This window comes from Pseudomonas sp. AU11447 (assembly GCF_001672555.2).
In the GTDB taxonomy this organism is placed as follows: Bacteria; Pseudomonadota; Gammaproteobacteria; order Pseudomonadales; family Pseudomonadaceae; genus Pseudomonas; species Pseudomonas nitroreducens.
Map to the genome: position 1 here is coordinate 1 of NZ_LZDG02000035.1, position 19,880 is coordinate 19,880.

General features: G+C 65.1%; 20 protein-coding genes and 3 pseudogenes. 16 read left to right on the plus strand and 7 right to left on the minus strand.

Going from position 1 to position 19,880, the window contains the following annotated elements; genetic code table 11:
* Window positions 1-30: 30 nt before the first annotated feature.
* Window positions 31-123: pseudogene (locus A6723_RS32395) on the plus strand (glutathione-dependent disulfide-bond oxidoreductase); the annotation flags it as partial.
* A gap of 718 nt (window positions 124-841) precedes the next feature.
* Here the strand turns inward: A6723_RS32395 and ycaC are convergent.
* A complete protein-coding gene (gene ycaC, locus A6723_RS10790; RefSeq protein ID WP_054908536.1) occupies window positions 842-1,471 on the minus strand; it encodes an isochorismate family cysteine hydrolase YcaC in 630 nt (209 codons plus the stop codon).
* 357 nt (window positions 1,472-1,828) lie between these two features.
* Here ycaC and A6723_RS10795 point away from each other — a divergent pair, with 357 nt between their 5' ends.
* The gene (locus A6723_RS10795; RefSeq protein WP_024763117.1) at window positions 1,829-2,050 is read left to right on the plus strand and encodes a DUF1654 domain-containing protein; all 222 of its coding nucleotides are present in this window, start codon (window positions 1,829-1,831) and stop codon (window positions 2,048-2,050) included.
* Window positions 2,051-2,419: 369 nt separating this feature from the next.
* Window positions 2,420-2,770: a hypothetical protein gene (locus A6723_RS10800; protein ID WP_054909348.1), complete on the plus strand. Its 351-nt coding sequence runs from the start codon at window positions 2,420-2,422 to the stop codon at window positions 2,768-2,770.
* A gap of 144 nt (window positions 2,771-2,914) precedes the next feature.
* Here the strand turns inward: A6723_RS10800 and A6723_RS10805 are convergent, their stop codons facing one another.
* Entirely contained in the window at window positions 2,915-3,238 is a 324-nt protein-coding gene (locus A6723_RS10805) for a hypothetical protein (RefSeq protein ID WP_037014990.1), read from the minus strand.
* 282 nt (window positions 3,239-3,520) lie between these two features.
* Here A6723_RS10805 and A6723_RS10810 point away from each other — a divergent pair, with 282 nt between their 5' ends.
* From A6723_RS10810 to A6723_RS10830, 5 genes are all read left to right on the plus strand, one after another.
* Complete coding sequence (locus tag A6723_RS10810) at window positions 3,521-3,715, plus strand: hypothetical protein (protein WP_054909349.1); 195 nt, start codon at window positions 3,521-3,523, stop codon at window positions 3,713-3,715.
* Window positions 3,716-4,148: 433 nt separating this feature from the next.
* Complete coding sequence (locus A6723_RS10815; RefSeq protein ID WP_054909350.1) at window positions 4,149-4,346, plus strand: hypothetical protein; 198 nt, start codon at window positions 4,149-4,151, stop codon at window positions 4,344-4,346.
* 213 nt (window positions 4,347-4,559) lie between these two features.
* Window positions 4,560-5,444 (plus strand): LysR family transcriptional regulator, encoded by an 885-nt coding sequence (locus A6723_RS10820; protein ID WP_054909351.1) that lies wholly within the window; start codon window positions 4,560-4,562, stop codon window positions 5,442-5,444.
* A gap of 177 nt (window positions 5,445-5,621) precedes the next feature.
* Window positions 5,622-6,458 (plus strand): bifunctional allantoicase/(S)-ureidoglycine aminohydrolase, encoded by an 837-nt coding sequence (locus A6723_RS10825; protein WP_024763113.1) that lies wholly within the window; start codon window positions 5,622-5,624, stop codon window positions 6,456-6,458.
* A 183-nt stretch (window positions 6,459-6,641) separates the two neighbouring features.
* On the plus strand, window positions 6,642-7,163 hold the full coding sequence (locus A6723_RS10830; RefSeq protein WP_054909352.1) for a hypothetical protein: 522 nt from the start codon (window positions 6,642-6,644) through the stop codon (window positions 7,161-7,163).
* A 4-nt stretch (window positions 7,164-7,167) separates the two neighbouring features.
* On the opposite strand, the gene A6723_RS10835 is transcribed toward A6723_RS10830, so the two are convergent.
* The gene (locus A6723_RS10835; protein WP_024763111.1) at window positions 7,168-8,016 is read right to left on the minus strand and encodes a CAP domain-containing protein; all 849 of its coding nucleotides are present in this window, start codon (window positions 8,014-8,016) and stop codon (window positions 7,168-7,170) included.
* A 241-nt stretch (window positions 8,017-8,257) separates the two neighbouring features.
* Here A6723_RS10835 and A6723_RS10840 point away from each other — a divergent pair, with 241 nt between their 5' ends.
* Window positions 8,258-9,700 (plus strand): diguanylate cyclase, encoded by a 1,443-nt coding sequence (locus A6723_RS10840; RefSeq protein ID WP_054909353.1) that lies wholly within the window; start codon window positions 8,258-8,260, stop codon window positions 9,698-9,700.
* Window positions 9,701-9,707: 7 nt separating this feature from the next.
* Here the strand turns inward: A6723_RS10840 and A6723_RS10845 are convergent, their stop codons facing one another.
* The gene (locus A6723_RS10845) at window positions 9,708-10,001 is read right to left on the minus strand and encodes a putative quinol monooxygenase (RefSeq protein WP_024763109.1); all 294 of its coding nucleotides are present in this window, start codon (window positions 9,999-10,001) and stop codon (window positions 9,708-9,710) included.
* Window positions 10,002-10,170: 169 nt separating this feature from the next.
* Here A6723_RS10845 and A6723_RS10850 point away from each other — a divergent pair, with 169 nt between their 5' ends.
* Both A6723_RS10850 and A6723_RS10855 read left to right on the plus strand, forming a co-directional pair.
* Window positions 10,171-10,755: an NAD(P)H-dependent oxidoreductase gene (locus A6723_RS10850; protein WP_054909354.1), complete on the plus strand. Its 585-nt coding sequence runs from the start codon at window positions 10,171-10,173 to the stop codon at window positions 10,753-10,755.
* A gap of 300 nt (window positions 10,756-11,055) precedes the next feature.
* Entirely contained in the window at window positions 11,056-11,337 is a 282-nt protein-coding gene (locus A6723_RS10855; RefSeq protein WP_024763107.1) for a peptidylprolyl isomerase, read from the plus strand.
* A 58-nt stretch (window positions 11,338-11,395) separates the two neighbouring features.
* On the opposite strand, the gene A6723_RS10860 is transcribed toward A6723_RS10855, so the two are convergent.
* Both A6723_RS10860 and A6723_RS10865 read right to left on the minus strand, forming a co-directional pair.
* Window positions 11,396-12,022: a LysE family translocator gene (locus tag A6723_RS10860; protein WP_054909355.1), complete on the minus strand. Its 627-nt coding sequence runs from the start codon at window positions 12,020-12,022 to the stop codon at window positions 11,396-11,398.
* 203 nt (window positions 12,023-12,225) lie between these two features.
* A complete protein-coding gene (locus tag A6723_RS10865) occupies window positions 12,226-12,885 on the minus strand; it encodes a response regulator transcription factor (protein ID WP_024763105.1) in 660 nt (219 codons plus the stop codon).
* A 27-nt stretch (window positions 12,886-12,912) separates the two neighbouring features.
* Between A6723_RS10865 and A6723_RS10870 the strand changes: the two genes are divergently transcribed.
* The 4 genes and pseudogenes from A6723_RS10870 to A6723_RS10880 all read left to right on the plus strand — a co-directional run bounded on the left by A6723_RS10870 (window position 12,913) and on the right by A6723_RS10880 (window position 17,350).
* Window positions 12,913-14,667 (plus strand): ATP-binding protein, encoded by a 1,755-nt coding sequence (locus tag A6723_RS10870; protein ID WP_054909356.1) that lies wholly within the window; start codon window positions 12,913-12,915, stop codon window positions 14,665-14,667.
* Window positions 14,668-14,893: 226 nt separating this feature from the next.
* Window positions 14,894-15,580: pseudogene (locus A6723_RS32630) on the plus strand (PAS domain-containing protein); the annotation flags it as partial.
* A 99-nt stretch (window positions 15,581-15,679) separates the two neighbouring features.
* Window positions 15,680-16,120 (plus strand): annotated as a pseudogene (locus A6723_RS32635) (methyl-accepting chemotaxis protein); the annotation flags it as partial.
* Window positions 16,121-16,234: 114 nt separating this feature from the next.
* A complete protein-coding gene (locus A6723_RS10880; protein ID WP_054909358.1) occupies window positions 16,235-17,350 on the plus strand; it encodes a PilT/PilU family type 4a pilus ATPase in 1,116 nt (371 codons plus the stop codon).
* 231 nt (window positions 17,351-17,581) lie between these two features.
* Here the strand turns inward: A6723_RS10880 and A6723_RS10885 are convergent, their stop codons facing one another.
* A complete protein-coding gene (locus A6723_RS10885) occupies window positions 17,582-18,814 on the minus strand; it encodes an SGNH/GDSL hydrolase family protein (RefSeq protein ID WP_054909359.1) in 1,233 nt (410 codons plus the stop codon).
* A 106-nt stretch (window positions 18,815-18,920) separates the two neighbouring features.
* Between A6723_RS10885 and A6723_RS10890 the strand changes: the two genes are divergently transcribed.
* Window positions 18,921-19,829, plus strand: coding sequence for a LysR family transcriptional regulator (locus A6723_RS10890; protein WP_054909360.1), 909 nt, complete (start codon window positions 18,921-18,923; stop codon window positions 19,827-19,829).
* The last annotated feature ends 51 nt before the right edge of the window (window positions 19,830-19,880 follow it).

Genomic DNA, 19,880 nt, shown 5'->3' on the forward strand with positions numbered 1-19,880 from the left:
GCGTAGTTCTGGTAGAGCTTCCACGSCGYGCGGYCGGCGGTGCAGCGCGGGCGCCGAGTGAACCGTACCTGGGGCGATGATGCGTTACCGGAGCGGCACAGTGCTGAGGATTTCACGCGCTGAGTTGCTTGACGTGACGCCAATCCTGCCGACAGATCGAAGGAATGGCCCGATCCCAGGTTTTCCGTCACTCCTCTGCAGTTGGATGGCGATCGCGGACGGAGTCCGCTCCTACAAAAACATCAGGCTACGTGGGAGCGGACTCCGTCCGCGATTGGCCAGCCAGCGACCTCGGTTCAAAGGTTCGCGAGCAAGCTCGCTCCTACAGGAACTCCATGCACCGCGCTCTGGCTCTGGCTCTGGCTCTGGCTCTGGCTTGATAAGTCTTCCAGAGAAACATTCGCACGCGCCGAGTGCCCCGTTCAGGAGGCCTCGTTGGATTGGAGTTTCAGGGGTTGAGCGGCATGGATGCCGCGAGAGCCGCGATGGGCCAGGGATGGCCCTTCGCGGCGTGCCCCTGAAACTTCGATTCAACGAGGGAATTTTTCGCCTAAGCGAAAAACCGGATGTCCGGGGCAAGACTTTTTGGTTCCTTTTGGGAGGGCGGCTATCCGACGTTTGACAAAAGGGACTCGCCCGAGGGGGCGAAACGCAAAATCCGCGCGCACGCCGAAGCCACGCAGGAAACAAAGGCACGAGGCAGACACATCGCGGACGGAGTCCGCTCCCACGAGTAAGCACCGTGCCAAGCGGTTCGCGAGCAAGCTCGCTCCTACAGGAGCCGAGCAAAGAAAAACCGGAGCTCCTTCCGAAGCTCCGGTTTTTTCGTTTCAGCGAGCGGTTACTTGCCCGCAGTCAGCGCACTGTAGCTGGTCATCAGATTCCGATAATCCGGAATGTGATTCGAGCACAGCGCCGCCAGCCCTTCGATATCGTTRCGCCAGTCGCGGTGCAGYTCACARGCCACGCCGAACCAGGTCATCAGCTGCGCRCCGGCCGCTTCCATCCGGCGCCAGGCSGCRTCRCGGGTCATCTCGTTGAAGGTGCCGGASGCATCCGCCACCACGAACACATCAAAGCCTTCRGCAAGGGCCGACAGCGCCGGGAACGCCACGCAGACCTCGGTCACCACGCCGGCGATGATCAGCTGCTTCTTGCCGGTGGCCTTCACCGCCTTGACGAAATCCTCGTTGTCCCAGGCGTTGATCTGGCCGGGGCGSGCRATGTACGGCGCGTCCGGGAACTGCGCTTTCAGCTCGGGAACCAGCGGGCCGTTGGGGCCGGTTTCGAAGCTGGTRGTGAGGATGGTCGGCAGGTTGAAGAACTTSGCCAGGTCGCCCAGCGCCAGCACGTTGTTCTTGAACTTGTCCGGATCGATGTCGCGGACCAGCGAGAGCAGACCGGCCTGGTGGTCGACCAGCAGKACGGCGGCGTTGTCTTTGTCCAGGCGGTTGTAGGTAGCGTTGGTCATGGTGAAATCCTCGATTTGCTTTCAGTGGGTGCCGGCGCTGCCGGAAAGGGTTTGGACTCGTTTTGCAGTGCGTCACTGCATGGAACAAAGATTAATTTCGACACCCTTGATGCACCAGACGGCAAAAATCAGATCTAGCGTTCCATTTTCGGAACGATAGCGACAGACCAACCCCCAACTCTACGGCTCCAGGCCTGAACTCCCAGGCAAATGCCGCCGACCACTCAAGGCACCGCCCCAGAGCCTTCCAGTTTCAAACCATCCAGAAACCCACCTACCGATGGTCACGCAGGCCTTTACAAGAAATACTGTATTTACATACAGTATTTTCCATCCACCCCGACCTGGAGGCCTCCCATGCACGCCGCAACCTACAACCAACTGTCCGCCCGCGTGAACGCCCTGCTGGCAGACCCGACCACCCTGAAGAACCTCGGCATCACCCTGCGCCGTGAACCCAGCGACGACTCCGCCGCCTGGAGCCAACTGGTCACCGATCTGCGCCAGGCGCCGAACCTCACTTTGCTGCCCCTGCAGGACGGCGCGATTCGCCTGGCGTGGCATAGCTGGCTGGATTGAGCCGCCAGCCCGACCCACTGCAAGATTTGTGAATTGCGTAGTAGCCGCATGCCATCTCCCCAGGCAGAATCCCGGGCAACAACCGGGATTTCAGGGACGAAACTCCATGGCACAGCCAATCATTCAGCGGCTTCATGCGCAGGCCGGTTCGCCCGGCGCAGCGAAGCGATGGCCCTGCATCCCCGCCGTTCCCCGCCACTCTCCTGAACTCCCCCAACGGCGCCCACTGCCGGCGCTGAACCCTGATCGATGAAGGAAGAACCTCGCCCTTGTGCGGGGCATTTTCGTTGGTGAATCCGACTTTGTTGCACCAGACGCGGCGCTGGATGAACGTCGCCATCCTCACACCTGTAGAACGGAGTCTGCCCCATGCACCTGCGTACCACCCTGCTTGCCCTCGGCCTGGCCCTGACCGGCAGCGCCCACGCCCTCGAACTGAATGAAGCGCAATCCCGCTACCAGGGCGCCGTCACCTGCATCGATCGCCTGTTCTATGACGGCGGCTACGACGAAGGCGACGCCCAGCGCATCGCACTGATCAATGAATTCCTCAGCCATAACAAACTCCCTGCGTACGACCAGGCCGCCTACGACCAGGCTCAGCAGAAAGGCACACAGATCGACACCACGGCCTTCATGGCAGGCTACGAACTCTGTAATGAAGTGGACTACGTGACGGCGCTGGGCAAGCGCCACGGGCGGGAGCTGCCGGAGGAGTGACAGCGCCATTCGCTCCGCCGTACAGGCCGGCGGGGCGAGGCCCAAAGGGCTCGCGCAAACACAGTCCTCGGGCCCAGCCCACATCTGAAGCGGAAAAGTCGTGGGGGTAAAGGATGGACCACAAACTCCCCGTCCCGGCAGAACTTACGGCGCCCCCATCCGCGCCGTATCGGCGATGGCGTTGCAGGTTTCCGGATTCAGGCAGTAGGTGATGTAGGTCACCTGCTTGTTACAGCCGCGCACACCGATGGTGTACTCGGTGCGCTCCATGGCCCGGCGCACACTGGTGACCTTGCTCGACAGCACGCTGCTGGTCACCGCCTCACAGTTCATCTCGAACTTCGCCCGCGACTCGGTGGCCTTGATCGCGGCCTGCTGGTTGGAGGCGAGGAACTCTTCGTTGCTCATGCAACCGGACAACGCGGCAACCGCAGCCAGCACCGGCAGGGATATCGGTAGACGGTTCATGGTGACGCTCTCCGTGTGGTTCCCCCGGATATGGTCAGCCTCTGGAGTCTAGATCGCCGCCAGCGGATCGGTAGGCAGGTCTCTGCACCACGCAGAATGGCCAATTCCGCGATGACGCGCACAAGAACGTCATAATTCTTGCTCCTACATAAAAATAGGAACATTCGTGTAAAGAATTCAGCATATAAAGGGGCCAACTGCGGCAATCGCTGAACACCTCTCGGCGTTGGAGAGCCGCACCGTGCCCAAGGACGGGGTCCCCATACCCACAGGCATGAAACGATGAAGCTGCGAAAAGAAATCGAAAAAGTGATTCGCGAAGCCAACGAAGACCGCGCCAGCGCCGCCCAGGCGATCTGCGCCATGCTCGAAGCCCGGCTGGGGCTATTCGAAAAGGGCTGGTTCGATGACGATCCGCTGATGCAACAGGCTATTCAGACCGTGCAACCCAACCGGCATCTGAAAGCCCTGGCTTGATGAAGAAAGCGGCCTCCGCACTATGGGAGGCCTCTTTTTTACTGCCGCACTCCTGCCTCGCAGACAGCCAGAAAGCCCTTTGCAGAGCCGCCGGGCTGACTCTTTGCACATTGCAGCGTTCCTTAAGACGATCTTAATACTGCCGGTGCATCGTCACACCACGGAAGCAACTGGCCCATGTTTCAGAGGCCAAGCGTTTTTTCCGCGCTCAACTACTCTTCTAGCTGGCTCGACTGTTCGTGCGGCGTCAGCCTGCGGCCCCCGGGACATCTTTGATCATTGATCAGAACGCAACCAAGGGGCTAACGAGGGAACCGTTGGCGATAACAGGTGCCCAAGTTTCTGTGTTCCGCGCACCTATGCGAAATGAACCGAAAGTAGCCCCGCTGACGGCGAGGCCATCCAATTCAATCCGGCGCTTAGGGATGACGATATGAAACTGCGTAAAGAAATCGAGAAAGCGATCCGTGAGTCCAATGGCGACCGAGCCATTGCTGCGCTGGCGATCTGTGCCCTGCTCGAGGACAAGATGAAGCTGGCGGAGAAGGGCTGGTTCGACGATGACCCTCTCCTGCTGAACGCTCTGAAGGACACCGATCAGATCCCGGCCCTGCTGCGTTCCGCCGCGTAACTTCTGCCTGGCCCCTGTTCCTGCAGGGGCCTGCTGCTTTCCCCGCACAGTTCTGCCGCCGACTCTGCCGAATCATTCTGCCCCCGCCCTACCTCCACCGGAAATTCCCTGGATACCCAACACACAGGGATAGTGATCGGCCATCCGCTGCGTTGCCGGTCTATCGGCGAACTGCTAAAAGTCGGTGTCGACATTTGCAAAACCGATACCGCCATGAGCGACAGTGACAAACCAAATACCCGTCTCTTCGACCTCGATCTGCTGCGCGCCATCGTCACGGTGGCCGATTGCGGCAGTTTCACCACGGCGGCGACGCGGCTGCATTCGACCCAGTCGACGGTGAGCCAGAAGATCCGCCGGCTGGAAGAGATGGCCGGGCATCGGCTGCTGGAGCGTGGCAACCGCGATGTGCTGCCCACCGATGCCGGCGATACGTTGCTGGGCTATGCGCGGCGGCTGCTGGCGTTGAATGACGAGATGGTCGAGGCGCTGTCCGGCGCGACCGTGGCGCTGACGGTGCGCATCGGCGTGCCGGATGACTTCGCCACCGGGCGAACGACCGAGCAGTTGGCGGCCTTCAACCGTGCCTATCCGCAGGTGAAGCTGGAAGTCACCAGCGGGCTGAGCCGCGACCTTTCCGCCAGCTACGACCGCGGCGAGCTGGACCTGGTGCTGCTCAAGCAACGGCAGAACGCCCGCGAGGCGGTGGCCTGCTGGCCGGAGAAGACGCGCTGGGTGGATAGCGCGAAGAACGCCTGCATCGAACTGGACCCGCTGCCCATCGTGACCTTCCCGCCGCGCGGGGTGTACCGCGACGAGATGATCGCCGCGCTGGAATCCATCGGCCGCCGCTGGCACATCAGCTTCACCAGTTCGAGCCTCTCCGGCATACAGTCGGCCATCGCCGATGGCATGGGCATCGGCCTGCTGCCGCAGCGCGCGGTGACGACGGAGCACGCGGTGCTGCCGAAGAATATCGGGCTACCCTCGGTGGACGTGTTCGAGGTGGCGATGCTGCACCGGCCGGCGGTGGACCCGATGGTGAAGGAGCTGGCGCGGGTGCTGTCGCGAGTGTTGGCACAGGATACGAAGGGCTGATCAGCATTCGAAAATCGAATACAGCGAATTCCAACATTTAATTTGTGCATGAACATACCACTGGATATCGTGGTCTCCAGCGACGGCCAGCGCACCGACAAGCGCGCCGCTCTGCACCCATTGCTCACCACGGCGCCGCACGCGCCGGGCAGCAAGACAACAATGAGGAGTCACCCCATGGCCAAATCCACTTATTACGCGCCGCACGGCGGGCACCCGGCACAGACCGAGCTGCTCACCGACCGCGCCATGTTCACCGAAGCCTACGCCGTGATCCCCAAGGGCGTGATGCGTGACATCGTCACCAGCCACCTGCCCTTCTGGGACAACATGCGCATGTGGGTCATCGCCCGCCCGCTGTCGGGCTTCGCCGAGACCTTCTCGCAGTACATCGTCGAGCTGGCGCCCCAGGGCGGCAGCGACAAGCCCGAGCAGGACGTCAACGCCGAGGCGGTGCTGTTCATCGTCGAAGGCGAGCTGAGCCTGACCCTGCAGGGCGAAGTGCACACCATGAAGCCGGGCGGCTATGCGTTCATTCCGCCGGGCGCCGACTACAAGGTGCGCAACACCAGCGGCCAGCACACTCGCTTCCACTGGATCCGCAAGCACTACCAGAAAGTCGACGGCGTACCGCTGCCCGAAGCCTTCGTCACCAACGAGCAGGACATCGAGCCGAAGGTGATGCCGGATACCGAAGGCCGCTGGAGCACCACCCGCTTCGTCGACATGGCCGACATGCGCCATGACATGCATGTGAACATCGTGAACTTCGAGCCGGGCGGCGTGATTCCGTTCGCCGAGACCCACGTGATGGAACACGGCCTGTACGTGCTGGAAGGCAAGGCGGTCTACCGCCTGAACCAGGACTGGGTCGAGGTGGAAGCCGGCGACTTCATGTGGCTGCGCGCCTTCTGCCCGCAGGCCTGCTACTCCGGTGGCCCCGGCCGCTTCCGCTACCTGCTGTACAAGGATGTGAACCGCCAGATGCGCCTGACCCTGAACCAGGCTCACTGACAGGCAGGTTCAGCGGGGAAGTCTTTGCGTACCCCGCGCATCACAGGAGAAACCGGCGCCCAGGCGCCGGTTTTTCTTTGGGCGATTCGGTCAGTGTCGTGACCGGGCTCGCATGGCAGGCGCCGCCCAGTCTGCTAAAACGTCTGGCTGAAGGACGTTTCGCAGTCGCCCAGGAGAAAACACATGGATGTCCGGTTCTTGCCGCAACCCGAATTCGACATCGTCCATTTCTATCGCGTCATGACCCTGCTGATTCTGCTGGCGATGGCCGCCTTTACGCTGATCAAGATGTTCGGCGGCGGCGTCAGCCTGTTCTCCTTCGTGCCCCTCTGCCTGTCACTGTTTGGTTGGCGCTTCACTATCGAGTGGCTGCGAGTCTCGCGCGCCAAACCGGCCTTCATCGACAAGGGCGAGCTGGTGCTGTGCGGCAAGCAAAGCCACCGGCAGATCGCGCTGGAAAGAATCAGCTCGGTACGCAGCCGCCACAGCCTGTTCATGGTGCGGCGCTATCGCTCCTGGTCGGAGCACCTGGGGTTCGTGGAATTCACCCTGAACGACGGCGAACGCGTGTCCACGCTCGCCGAAAGCAAGGTATTCGAACACCCGGCGGCATCAGGCACGCTGGCAGCGATCGAGGCGGCCATCCTGGAGGCCAAGGTGAAGCGCCAGGCCAGCGAGCCCGGCGCTGTCAGCGGCGGTCGATAAGGACTCAGGGCGAACCGAACATCGCCGTCCAGTAGATGCCCGCGTCGCTCTTCGGGTCCGCCGCGTAGGCCGCACCCAGTTCGCTGTACTGCGGGTTCATCAGGTTGGCGCAATGGCCGGGGCTGGCCAGCCAGCTGTCCACTACCTTCTGCGCGTTGCCCTGCCCGGCGGCAATGTTCTCGCCGATGCGCTGGCCAGCGTAGCCGTCCAGTTCCGCGCGGTCGCCCGGCGTGCTGCCGTCGCGGCCCTTGTGGTCGAAGTAGTTGTTGTTGGCCATGTCGCGGCTGTGGGCTTCGGCGGTGCCGCCCAAAGTGGCGTTCCAGCTCAGGGCGCCCGCCGGGCCAAAGGCCTGCCCGCCGCACTGGCGGCCTTTGCCGCGCGCGGCGTTGATCGCCTGCAGCAGCTGTTGCCCTTCCGCCTCCCAGGTGCCCAGCTTGGCCTGTACCAGCTGCCGGCCGAGCAGCACGCGCCAGTCATCGCCCTCGCGGACGATGCCGACATCGACGAACTGCGGGTCCAGCAGCACCTGACAGAAGCTCTCCTGCAGCGCCTTCATGGCGGCCGTCACATCGCGCGGGCCAGTGAGGCTGAGCATGCGCACGCTGCTCATCGGATAGCCGGCCTGGTTCAGTGCGGCCTTCCACTCACCCGCCGAGGCCGGTAGCGCCAGGCGCGAATCCGGCGACAGCGGCGGCAGCACCTGGGACGCCTGGCCGGCGCAGGACTGCACATCCCCGCGGTAGGCGTTGATGGCTTCGAGCAGCTGATCCTGATCGCTTGCGCTGGCGGAAGCGGCGGCGCACAGGCCGAGCGACAACAGCAGGCTGCGCAGAAGGAACGACTGGCTGGGCATGGACGGCTCCGATGATCGAAAAGGGCTCAATGATGCGTGATTTCTCGGCATTTGGCTGCGGCTGCCGCGTTCGAGTTCCGTTGGCGGAAAAACCCGGAAAAGGTTGCGGTGCGCCGCGCACGGAAAATTGCCAGGCGGCCTGACATGGGGCAAGGGGGCTTCGAACTGCCGTTGTATGCCGCCCGACATATCGGACAATTGAGGTACCTGAACATCGACCGAGCCATGCAGGAGGTACGCCGTGCTCAAACCGATTCGCGTCTTCTGCCTTACCTTCCTGCTGGCGGTACTCGCCTCGCTGCTGGCCGGCTGGCACATGCTGCAGATGAAGCAGGATGCCCTGGCCTACGCCCACGCCAGCGGCAAGAACACCCTGCTGCTGGTGGAGCGCGAGTTCCACCGCGACCTGGACGTGCACGCGCAGACGCTGCTGACGCTCTCCAACGTCATCACCGGCCCGGCGACGCCGGACCTTTCCCAGCAAGTTCTACAAGAACTGGTCGAAGGCCACGCCGCCGGCTCGATACACGCGGGCACCCTGGTGGTGACCGACGCCCACGGCCAATTGCTGGTGGACTTGAACCACGCCGGCGAGTCGAACCGCGACCTGTCCATGCGCGACTACTTCACGATGGCGCGTGACAACCCCGGCCGGTTGTTCCTCAGCCATCCCTTCATGCCGTCCTATCCACGCTCCTCCAGCAGTACCGCGCTGAGCCGCGCGGTGATCAGCAAGGACGGCCAGTTCGTCGGCGTGGTCGCCGCGATCAAGGAGCTGCAACACCTGGAATCCTTCGTGCGCGGCCTCGATCTGGGCAAGCACGGGGTGGTCTCGATCCGCCTGCTCGACGGCACGGTGCTCGCCCAATGGCCGCCGGAACTGCCGCGTTCGAGCGAGGAAGAAATCGGCACCTTCCGCGAGTTCGTCGACAGCGGCCGCAACGACTACTTCCTCCAGCAGGGCAGCAGCTCAGACGCCTACTGGCGCGGCTACCGGCGCATCGGTGACTACCCGGCGGTGGTCTCGGTGGAGCTGTGCCGTGAAGTGATCCTGAACACCTGGACCGCACGCACCTGGATCACCAGCGGACTGCTGGTGGCGATCAACGCCGCGACGCTGTTCTTCGCCTATCGCCTGACCCGGCACCTGCGGCGACGCGACGCCAAGGAAAGCCGCCTGCGCGCCGAGGCCGGCACCGACCCGCTGACCGGCCTGCACAACCGTCGCTGGTTCGACGAGAAAGCCGAGCGCGAATGGCAGCGCCGGCGCGCCGGCGACGGCCACCTTGCGGTACTGATGATGGATATCGACCAGTTCAAGGCCTACAACGACCACTACGGCCACCCGCGCGGCGACCTGGCGCTGATCAACGTGGCGCACCTGGTCGGCCAGGGCTGCCAGCGCGAGGACGATGGGGCGGCCCGCTACGGCGGCGAGGAGTTCGTGATGATCCTCCCCGGTTGCGACAGTGCGGCTGCCGCACGCGTGGCCGAGTCGATCCGCCGCTCGGTGGAGGAAACCGCGCTGCCGCACGAGAAGAGCACGCGCGGCATCGTGACAATCAGCGTCGGCGTGGCCAGCACCTCGGATATCGCGGCAGACAGCATCCAGGCGCTGATCGATGCGGCGGATGCCAACCTCTACAAGGCCAAGGAAGGTGGGCGCAACCGGGTGGTGGCCTGAGCGGCGGTCAGCGTGGCGCCATCACCTCGACTTCCTGGATGTGGAAATCGCGGCGCAGGTATTCCATGCGCCGCTCGTGGAACTCGCGCATGTGCGGCAGCGCGGTGTGAATGGCCAGGTGTTCGCGGCTCTGCCAGACCTCGAAGAAGGTGAACAGGGTCGGGTCGTTCACGTCGCGCAACATGTGGTACTGCACGCAGCCGTCTTCGGCGCGGCTGGGCGTGAGGTAGGCACGGAACAGGTCCTCGAAATCCTGGGATCTTTCGGGGCGGGTGTGGGCCTGGAGGATGAAGGCGTACATCGGATCGGCGTTCCTGGTGGGTGGATGGATTGCCTAATCCTGACGCAAATCAATCAACTCCATTTTTGAATCTCACGCACGGATCATTTGTCCGGAAGCGGGTTTTTCCATCCTGCCGCGCTCGATATTCTGCCGCCATCGACTTTCCATCCCCTTGCGGAGCCCACTCATGAAAAAGATTCTGCTGATCAATGGCGGCAAACAGTTCGCCCACTCTGACGGCCGCTACAACGCCACCCTGCACGAAGCCGCCATCGCCCACCTGGACCACGCCGGTTTCGACGTGAAGGAAACCTTCATCGACGGCGGCTACGACATCCAGGAAGAAGTGCAGAAAATGCTCTGGGCCGATGTCATCGTCTACCAGATGCCCGGCTGGTGGATGGGCGCGCCCTGGACGGTGAAACAGTACATCGACGAAGTCTTCACCGCCGGCCACGGCAGCCTCTACGCCAACGACGGCCGCACCCGTTCCGACGCTTCGCAGAAGTACGGCAGCGGTGGCCTGCTGCACGGCAAGCAGTACATGATTTCGGCCACCTGGAACGCACCGCAGCAAGCCTTCGATGACCCGACCGATTTCTTCGAGGGCAAGGGCGTGGATGCGGTGTACTTCCCCTTCCACAAGGCCAACCAGTTCCTGGGTATGAGCCCGCTGCCGACCTTCCTCTGCGTGGACGTGATGAAGCGCCCGAACATCGAAGGCGACGTGCAGCGCTACCAGCAGCACCTGAGCGAAGTGTTCGGCGCCTGAGGCGGGGATTTGCGCAGGAGCGGACTCCGTCCGCGATGTCTTCCCGGCTGCTCCGGCGATGGGCGGTTCGCGAGCAAGCTCGCTCCTACAAGGAACACTGGCAAAGTGTTCGGCGTCTGAGGCAGACACTTGCGTAGGAGCGGACTTCGTCCGCGATGACTCCCCGGCTGCTCCGGCGTCGGGCAGTTCGCGAGCAAGCTCGCTCCTACGAAGGGCAAGCCACCCGCCGCCTGGCATTGGGTTCAGGCCCGGAATCGGCTAGGCTTCGCTTTTTCCTACTGCCTGTTCAGGAGTTATCCCATGGCCCGTGCATCCGCCCGTCACATCCTGGTTTCCAGCGAAGACAAGTGCAACGAACTCAAGACCCAGATCGAGAACGGCGCGGATTTCGCCGCCGTCGCCCGCGACAACTCGACCTGCCCGTCCGGCCGCAGCGGCGGTGACCTGGGCAGCTTCCGCCCGGGCCAGATGGTTCGCGAATTCGACCAGGTCGTGTTCAGCGCCCCGCTGAACGTCGTCCAGGGTCCGGTGAAGACCCAGTTCGGCTACCACCTGGTGGAAGTGACCAGCCGCGAGGACTGATCCGCTTCGCCCGCGCCGCACCCGACTCAGGGAGCGGCGCGCCCCTTCCCTCCCCGCTTCACACCGGCCCGCCGCGGGCCACCAGCATCACCCCCAGCCCCACCAGAATCGAACCGCACACCCGCGGCATCACCCGCTGCCCGCGCCCCTGCCCCAGCGCGCCCAGCAGCAGCGAGGCGAACAGCACGGCAAGCACGTCGGCGGTGGAGAACACCAGGTTGACGATCATCCCCAGGATGAAGAACTGCAGGCCCACCGGCAGGCTAGCGGCCGGGTCGACGAACTGCGGCAGGAAGGTAAGGAAGAACAGCGCCGTCTTGGGATTGAGTATCTCCACGACCATGCTGTCGCGCAGCACCTTCGGCCGGGTTTCGATGCCCTCGCCATGCTCGGAGCGGCGGCGGCCGAAGATCATCGAGCCGCCGAGCCAGATCAGGTAGGCGGCCCCCGCCAGCTTCAGCGCAAGGTAGAGATTGGGCGCGTGGTGCAGCAACGCGGCGAGCCCGGCGCTGGCAGCGAAGATGTGTACATAGCAGCCCAGGTGGATACCCAGCGCGGCGTGCAGTCCGGCACGGCGACCGTGGGCGAGGGTCTGCGAGGTCATGTAGAGGATGGCCGGGCCGGGCATGCAGGCGAAGGCCAGCGTCGCCACGGCGAACGAGGCCCAATAGGCAGGCAGTGTCATGGAGTGATCCTTCCCTTGATCGGGTATCGGCCGACGCGCATCGACGTGGCGCCTGGTCCGTTTCGCAAGGTTAGGGAATGAGGCGGGGCCGGCACATACGGCAGTTGCCGTATTTTTCCCCGGCCTGCAGGACGCTAGTCTCTGCCGAACCCTCCACCGACAGGACGCGCAGCATGCGCATGCAGGCAAGGCACTGCTTCGACTCAGGCGCTGGGAATGCCCAGGCGCACCGCGTAGGCCGCGAGCTCGGCAGTGCTGTGCAGGTCGAGCTTGCGCATCAGGTTCTCGCGGTGCTTGCGCACGGTCAGCGGGCTGATGCTGAAGTGTTCGGCGATCTCCCGCGCGCTGCGGCCCTGGGCGGCCAGGGAGAGAATCTGCCGCTCGCGCCGGGTCAGCTCCACGGCCGAGAGCAGATCGGCATCGCCCTGCGGGCGCGCGGTCGGACTTTCCAGCTGGAAGCGCAGGGCGCGCGCCAGGTAGTGCTGGCCGCTGCGCAGGGCGACTATGGCTTCGAGCAGCTCGGCGGTGTCCTCGCCCTTGCTCAGGTAGCCGTGGACGCCGGCATCGAGCACCGAACGCACGGTCGCCAGTTCGGTGTTGGCGGTGAGCACCAGGATTCTCAGCCGGGGATGGCGCTGGCGCAGTTCATGGATGAACTGCAGCCGGTTGAGGCCGGGCATGTTCAGGTCGAGCAGGAGGAGGTCCGCACGTTGCTCCTCCAGCAAAGCCTGCAGGCGCAGGCCGTCCGCCGCCTCGCCGACGATGCGGATGTCGTCCAGGGTCGACAGCAGCAGGCGCAGGCCGTCCCGTACGATGCCGTGGTCATCGGCGATGAGCACCCGCAGTTCGCGCTTCCCTTCCATCACTCGTCTCCCTGAGGCACTACGGACATGCATAACAGCCTGCAACAGCGCGACCTGGTCGATCTCTTGTTCCGCCAGTCGTATGCCGTGCTCTTCGCCAACCTGGTGATCCCTCTGCCGGTGCTGTACATCTTCCGTAATGCCATGGCGCCGACGGCGATGGTCTTCTGGCTGGCCGTGCTCTACTCGCTCACGCTGGCGCGGATTGTCCTGGCACGTGCGTACTTCCGGCAAGCCCCTGCGCGCACGCTGGGCAAAAGTTGGCTGTGGAGCAATACGCTGCTGTCCTGGGCAAGCAGCCTGCTGTGGGGCTGGCTGGGCTGGGTCGGCTTCGTCCACGGCGACCCGCAGCTATTCGCCTTCACCTGCATCGTGCTCACCGGTCTGGTGTGCGGCGCGGTGCCGTCGCTGTCGGCCCATCCACCGGCCTATGTCGGCTCGCTGGTCGCGATGCTGCTGCCCGTGCTGGTGCTGTGCCTGAGCGTAGCCGACGAGCAGCACACCACTTACAGCTTCTTCATCCTGTGCCTGGCCGGCGTCAACCTGTACTACAGCCGGGTGACCTACCGCAGCCTGTGCGAAACCATCCGCCTGCGCCAGGAAAACTCCGACCTCGTGCAGGACCTGCGCGAACAGCGCGATCGCGCCCGCGCTGCCGACCAGGCCAAGTCGCGCTTCCTCGCCGCCGCCAGCCACGACCTGCGCCAGCCGATCCACGCCCTCGGGCTGTTCGTCGGCGCCCTCGCAGCCCTCGCCGAACGCGGCCCGGTCGACGCCCGCCAGGCCCGTGAAATCGCCGGGCGCCTGCGCGCCATGCTCGGCAACCTCGGCGGCCTGCTCAATGGCCTGCTGGACATCTCGCGCCTCGACGCCGGGGTGGTGCCGGTGGCACGCGAACCGATCTCGCTGCGCAAGCTGTTCAGCGACCTGCAGGGCGAGTTCGCCGGCACCGCCAGCGAGCGTAATCTTCGCTGGCGCGTGCGCGAGAGCCGATTGTGGGTGGACAGCGATCCCCTGCTGCTCAAGCGCGTACTCGACAACCTGCTCAGCAACGCCTTCCGCTACACCCGCAGCGGCAGCGTGCTGCTGGGTTGCCGCCGGCGCGGCCGGGAGCTGGAGATCCAGGTGATCGACACCGGCGTGGGTATCCATTCCAGCCAGCAGGAAGTCATCTTCGACGAGTTCGTCCAACTGCATAACGCCGAGCGCGATCGCAAGCAGGGCCTCGGCCTGGGCCTGGCCATCGTGCGCCACACTGCGCGCCTGCTCGGCCATCGCCTACTATTGCACTCCCTGCCCGGCCGCGGCTCGATGTTCAGCCTGCGCGTACCGCTGGCCGAGGCACCGCTGCAGATCGCCCCGCCGCCGGAGCCGAGCGAACGCGGCCCCGGCCTGGGCATCATGGTGGTAGAGGATCAGTACGACGTGCTGCACGCGCTGTGCAACCTGCTGGAGGTCTGGGGGCATCGCGTCTACCCCGGCACCAGTGCCCTGCTCGCCTGCCAGCGGCACATCGAGGCCAGCCATCTTGGCCACGCGCCGGTGGACCTGATCCTCACCGACTACCGCCTGGGCGAAGGCCAGACCGGCGCCGATGCCATCCGGCGCATCCGCAGCTACCTGTCGCGCCGGGTACCGGCGTTGATCGTCACCGGAGATACCTCGCCCGAGCGCCTCCGTGAAGCCGCTGCCAGCGGCAGCCAGCTGCTGCACAAGCCACTGGACACCGACCAGTTGCGCGCCGCGATCGACGTCAGCCAGGAGCATTCGATGACCGTCTGAAAACTGGCGCCAGCCCTTGCTACATGCGGGATGCGCCAAGTGATTCGGGGCTAAAGTCGCGGCGCGATCAGCCGATGCAATGGGTGAAACGAATCGGCAACAGCCTTCGTGCCTCACCACTAGAGAAAGCCCACGAATGTTCAACTCGCGTCTGAAGCAGGAACTGGCCGCCCTGCGTGAAGAACTCGCCTCCGTCGAAGAGATCCGCGCCAGCCTCGACGAGGAAATGCTCGTGCTGTTCCTCGACCCGCGGGGCCGCATCGAGTCGGTGAACGCCAACTTCGAGAAGGAAATGCTCCACCGCGGCGACCAGCTCAAGGGCCGCCCGCTGCTGGACCTGATCCCCGACCACGTGCGCGGGCTGGACTTCCACCTCAAGGTGAAGCACGCCATCGAGCGCGGCGAGCACCTGGCCGGAGTGATCCGCCTGCTGCGCGGCAACGGCGAGGAGGCCTGGCTGCGTTCGATCCTGCAGCCGGTGCACGACGCCGCCGGGGTGATCCAGCACTTCTCGATCTACGCCAGCGACCTCACCCGCACCATCGAGAACTCCCGCGAGCACGAGAACCTGATCGAGGCACTGCAGCGCTCTACCGCCGTGATCGAGTTCAACCTGCAGGGCGAGGTGCTCACCGCCAATAGCCGCTTCCTCAACGCCATGGGCTACAGCCTGGCGCAGATCCAGGGCAAGCATCACCGGATGTTCTGCGAACCCGCCGATTACAACTCCCCGCAATACGAGGCCTTCTGGGCCAAGCTGCGCCGCGGCGAGTTCGTCGCCGACCGCTTCAAGCGCGTCGACAGCCGTGGCCACGAAGTGTGGCTGGAGGCCTCCTACAACCCGATCATCGACGCCCACGACCGCCTCTACAAGGTGGTCAAGTTCGCCACCGTGATCACCGAACAGGTGCACCGCGAGCGGGCCGTGGCCGAGGCCGCAACCATCGCCTTCGACACCTCGCAGACCACCGACGACAGCGCCACCAAGGGTGCCTCCGTGGTGCAGCAGACCGTGGATGTGATGCGCGAACTGGCCCAGCGCATGCAGGAAGCCGCCGAGGGAATCGAGGCGCTGGACCGCCAGTCCCAGGCCATCGGCGCGCTGGTGCAGAGCATCCGCAGCATCGCCGACCAGACCAACCTGCTGGCGCTCAACGCCGCCATCGAAGCCGCCCGCGCGGGCGACCAGGGGCGCGGCTTCGCGGTGGTCGCCGACGAAGTGCGCCAGCTCGCCTCGCGCACCAGCGCCGCCACCGAGGAGATCACCCGCGTGGTGGAGCAGAACCAGCACCTGGCCGGCCAGGCCGTGGCCATGATCGACCGCGGCAAGCAGCAGGCCGAACTGGGCCTGGAGCTGTCAGGCCAGGCCGGCACGGTGATCATCGAGATCCAGGACAGCGCCCAGCGCGTGGTCAACGCCGTGGGCCAGTTCGCCAACCAGCTGTCGACCTGATGCGCTTGCCTGCGGCACGTCAACACGGCGTGCTGCAGCCTCCCCTAGTCTCCCGTCCGGCATTGCAGCTAGGCTCAATGCAGATGCGCCCCCTCGCCATCCAAGGACGACCCCATGAGCGACACTCCCCTCCCCGACGTCATCCAGTATCTGCGCCTGCTGCCCGAGCGCGGTGGCTCGGACATGTTCTTCAGCGTCGGCGCGCCACCGCACCTGAAGGCCGAAGGCCACAGCCAGCCGGCGGACGATCGCGTGCTGCAATCCGGTGAAGTGAAGACCCTGGCCTGGCAGCTGATGTCGCCGGCCCAGGCGCAGGATTTCGAGCGCGACCTGGAGATGAACCTGGCGCTGAGCGTGCCGGACGTCGGGCGTTTCCGCGCGAACATCTACTACCAGCGCGGCGAAGTGGCGATGGTGGTGCGCCTGATCAAGCAGGTGATTCCCGACGTGACCGCCCTGGGCCTGCCGTCGATCCTCGACAAGCTGGCGATGCAGGATCGCGGATTGCTGCTGGTGATCGGGGCGGCGGGCGCGGGCAAGTCGACGACCCTGGCGAGCATGCTGGACTTCCGTAATCGCCACCGCTCCGGCCACATCGTCTGCATCGAAGACCCCATCGAGTTCCTCCACACGCACAAGAAGTCGATCATCGACCAGCGCGAGGTCGGCCTGGACACCCACAGTTACGAGGACGCCCTGCGCAACGTGCTGCGCGAGGCGCCGGACGTGATCATGCTCGGCGAGATCCGCGACGCGGCCACCATGCAGCACGCACTGCACTATGCCGAAACCGGCCACCTGTGCGTTGCCACGCTGCACGGCACCAGTTGCCGCCACGCCATCGAGCGCATCACCCGCTTCTTCCCCGACGAGGCCCGCCCGCAGGTGCTGGCCGACCTGTCGCAGAACATCCTGGCCCTGGTCGGCCAGCGCCTGGTGCCCGGCACGCACCAGCGCCGCGCTGTGGCGGTGGAGTTGGTGCTGGGCACGCCGCACATCCGCGGCATCATCCAGCGCGACGAGCTGCCCGAACTCAAGGGCGCGGTGGAACGCGCGCTGGAGAGCGGCATGCAGAGCTTCGACCAGAGCCTCTACAAGCTCCTGGAGGAAGGCCGCGTGAGCGTGGCCGATGCGCTGAAGTTTGCCGATTCGCGCACCGACCTGGCGTTGAAGATCAAGCTGGAGCGCGGGATGGATGCCGACAGCGTGGGGACGGTGTTTGGTAGTTGAGCGAGTCTGGTCGGTATGTGCCGGTGTCGAGCCAAACGCGGGCGGGGTCCTACATTAAATCTCGTGCCAGGCCTGCCCTCTCCCCCGCCCTCTCCCCGAAGGGAGAGGGAGCCGACCGTGCCGGCTGACGCTTTGGTTTCAACCTGCACCGAACGGTCCCCTCTCCCTTCAGGGAGAGGGTTAGGGAGAGGGAAATCCCAGGCACGAATTGTCCGAGACAGACAGTCGCTCCTACAACTGCCCCTCCAGTAACAGGCCCAGATCCACGCTCTCCGCCATCGCCCGGTTCCCCGCATCGCCGGGGTGCAGGTGGTCGCCGCTGTCGTAAGCCGGCAGCAGGCGTTGCGGGTGGGCGGGGTCGCGCAGGTGCGCGTCCAGGTCCACCACCGCATCGAATTCCCCGCTATGGCGAATCCACTGGTTTACCCGCTGGCGCAGCGCTTCCTTGTTGGCCGCGTGGTAGTTCTCTATCGGTGAGCCGCTGAGGGCGCGCTCGAACGGCAGGATGGTCGCGCCGACAATACGCACACCGCGCACACGGGCCTGGGCAATGAGCTGCCGGTATCCGGCGACCAGGTCCTCGTACTGCACCAGCGGGTTATTCGGCGCGAAGGTACTGCCGGGCCAGGAGATATCGTTGATACCCAGCAACACGATCGCCGCCTGCACGCCCGGCTTGCCCAGTGCGTCGCGCTGGAAGCGCGCCAGGGCGCTCTGCCCCATGCCGTCGGAGAGCAGCCGCCCGCCGGAAATGCCGGCATTGATCACTCCCACGCCGCGCGCTGCCAGCCGCTGCGCCAGCAGGTCCGGCCAGCGCTGGTTGCCGTCCAGGCTGGCGCCACGGCCGTCGGTGATCGAGTCTCCCAGCACCGCCACCACCGACCGCGGCTCGGGGTTTTCCACCAGCACGTCGGCGAGGAACAGCCGCGCTTCCATCTTGCCGTCCACCGGCAGGAGCGTAGCGTCGAGTTGTTCGCCCGGTCCGCCATGGACGCGTTGCTTGCCGTCCCAATGGAAGGTTTCGATGGCAGTCGGCTGCGGCAGATAGATCGACACCGCCAGTTCGCCCAACGCCGGGACGGCGAGGTCCAGCGGATCGCTCAGCAGCTCGGCACCCGGTGCGATGTACGCCGTGGGCTGGCAGGCGAAAGTCAGCCGATGGCTGGGGCCGCCAAGCCGCCCGGCCGGTGCAGCCAGTGCCACGGCCGCCCCGCCGATCGCCACCGGCTGGCTGCCATAGGCGTTGGACAGCGCAATGCGCACACGCTGGCCGCCGAGGCTGACATTCACGGTCTGCCGCAGCGTCTGGTTACCGATCTGCATCGGTACGCCCAGCGGCAGCGGCACCTCCTTGCTCCAGGTGCGTTGCGGGCTGGCGCTCCAGGTGGCCTGCCAATGTCCTTCATCCGCCTGCGCCAGCGGCAGGACAAGGGCGATCAGGGCGGCGAGCAACAATCTGTTCATGGCATTCCTCGAAATCGGTGAAGGGGTTGGCCACAGGCTCTGCCATTCCCACTCACGGCGGTAGACGGCATATTTGCAGACCCGTCATTCGATAAACGAATAGGACATGGATACTCTCAAGGCGTTGCACTGTTTCGTTCGCGCCGTGGAGCTGGGCAGCCTTTCCGCCGTTGCCCGCGAGTCCGGCAGCAGCCAGCCGACGGTGAGCAAGACCATGGCGGCACTGGAGCGCCAGGTCGGTGCGCAGTTGCTGATCCGCAGCACCACCCGCGTACAGCCCACCGAGCAGGGCCGGCGCTTCTACGAGCATGCGCGGCAGACACTGGAAAGCTACGCCGAGGGCGTCAGCCAGGCCCGTGGCGAGACCGAACAGGTGCGCGGCCGCCTGCGGGTCAGCGCGCCGGTGAGCCTGGGCGTGCTGCGGCTTAACGCGCTGTTGCTGGAGTTCATGCAGCGGCACCCGGACGTGGAGGTGGAATTGCTGCTCAACGACCGCTTCGTCGACCTCACCGAAGAAGGCATCGACCTCGCCCTGCGCCTGGGCGGCGAACTGCCGGAGCAGCTGATCGCCCGTCCGCTGGCCCGCTCGCCACGCTATCTGGTCGCGGCGCCGGCCTGGATTTCACGCGTGCCAGTACTGAACAGTCCCGAAGACCTGCCGCCTGCCGATTACCTGCGCTTCGCCTGGCTGGATGCCGGGCAGAACCTGCTGCTGCGCCATGCCGATGGCCGAGAGCTGAGCCTCGCCACGCGCAGCCGCTACACGGCGAACAGCTCCCTGGCGATCCGCGAGAGCTACTGCCTGGGCGCCGGCTTCGGCCTGACGCCGGCCTGGCTGGTGGCCGACCTGCTGGCCGACGGCAGCCTGCAGCGCCTCCTTGCGGATTGGCACGGGCCTGCCCAGGAGGCCAGTCTGCTGTATCCTTCGCGCCGTTTTCTGCCGGCCCGGACCCGCGCGCTGATCGACTTCCTCATCGAGCGCCTGCCGCACCTGCCCGGCTTCGAAGCCCTGTGAGCGCCCTGCGCGGTTCCCCGTGCAGCGCAGCGACTATGCTTTTCGCCATTG

Excerpts from the sequence above, each read along its gene's own strand:
- A6723_RS10795 (WP_024763117.1), top strand. The coding sequence starts at position 1,829 with ATGCACGCCGCAACCTACAACCAACTGTCCGCCCGCGTGAACGCCCTG.
- A6723_RS10800 (WP_054909348.1), top strand. The coding sequence starts at position 2,420 with ATGCACCTGCGTACCACCCTGCTTGCCCTCGGCCTGGCCCTGACCGGC.
- A6723_RS10805 (WP_037014990.1), bottom strand. The coding sequence starts at position 3,238 with ATGAACCGTCTACCGATATCCCTGCCGGTGCTGGCTGCGGTTGCCGCG.
- A6723_RS10810 (WP_054909349.1), top strand. The coding sequence starts at position 3,521 with ATGAAGCTGCGAAAAGAAATCGAAAAAGTGATTCGCGAAGCCAACGAA.
- A6723_RS10815 (WP_054909350.1), top strand. The coding sequence starts at position 4,149 with ATGAAACTGCGTAAAGAAATCGAGAAAGCGATCCGTGAGTCCAATGGC.
- A6723_RS10820 (WP_054909351.1), top strand. The coding sequence starts at position 4,560 with ATGAGCGACAGTGACAAACCAAATACCCGTCTCTTCGACCTCGATCTG.
- A6723_RS10825 (WP_024763113.1), top strand. The coding sequence starts at position 5,622 with ATGGCCAAATCCACTTATTACGCGCCGCACGGCGGGCACCCGGCACAG.
- A6723_RS10830 (WP_054909352.1), top strand. The coding sequence starts at position 6,642 with ATGGATGTCCGGTTCTTGCCGCAACCCGAATTCGACATCGTCCATTTC.
- A6723_RS10835 (WP_024763111.1), bottom strand. The coding sequence starts at position 8,016 with ATGCCCAGCCAGTCGTTCCTTCTGCGCAGCCTGCTGTTGTCGCTCGGC.
- A6723_RS10845 (WP_024763109.1), bottom strand. The coding sequence starts at position 10,001 with ATGTACGCCTTCATCCTCCAGGCCCACACCCGCCCCGAAAGATCCCAG.
- A6723_RS10850 (WP_054909354.1), top strand. The coding sequence starts at position 10,171 with ATGAAAAAGATTCTGCTGATCAATGGCGGCAAACAGTTCGCCCACTCT.
- A6723_RS10855 (WP_024763107.1), top strand. The coding sequence starts at position 11,056 with ATGGCCCGTGCATCCGCCCGTCACATCCTGGTTTCCAGCGAAGACAAG.
- A6723_RS10860 (WP_054909355.1), bottom strand. The coding sequence starts at position 12,022 with ATGACACTGCCTGCCTATTGGGCCTCGTTCGCCGTGGCGACGCTGGCC.
- A6723_RS10865 (WP_024763105.1), bottom strand. The coding sequence starts at position 12,885 with ATGGAAGGGAAGCGCGAACTGCGGGTGCTCATCGCCGATGACCACGGC.
- A6723_RS10870 (WP_054909356.1), top strand. The coding sequence starts at position 12,913 with ATGCATAACAGCCTGCAACAGCGCGACCTGGTCGATCTCTTGTTCCGC.
- A6723_RS10880 (WP_054909358.1), top strand. The coding sequence starts at position 16,235 with ATGAGCGACACTCCCCTCCCCGACGTCATCCAGTATCTGCGCCTGCTG.
- A6723_RS10885 (WP_054909359.1), bottom strand. The coding sequence starts at position 18,814 with ATGAACAGATTGTTGCTCGCCGCCCTGATCGCCCTTGTCCTGCCGCTG.
- A6723_RS10890 (WP_054909360.1), top strand. The coding sequence starts at position 18,921 with ATGGATACTCTCAAGGCGTTGCACTGTTTCGTTCGCGCCGTGGAGCTG.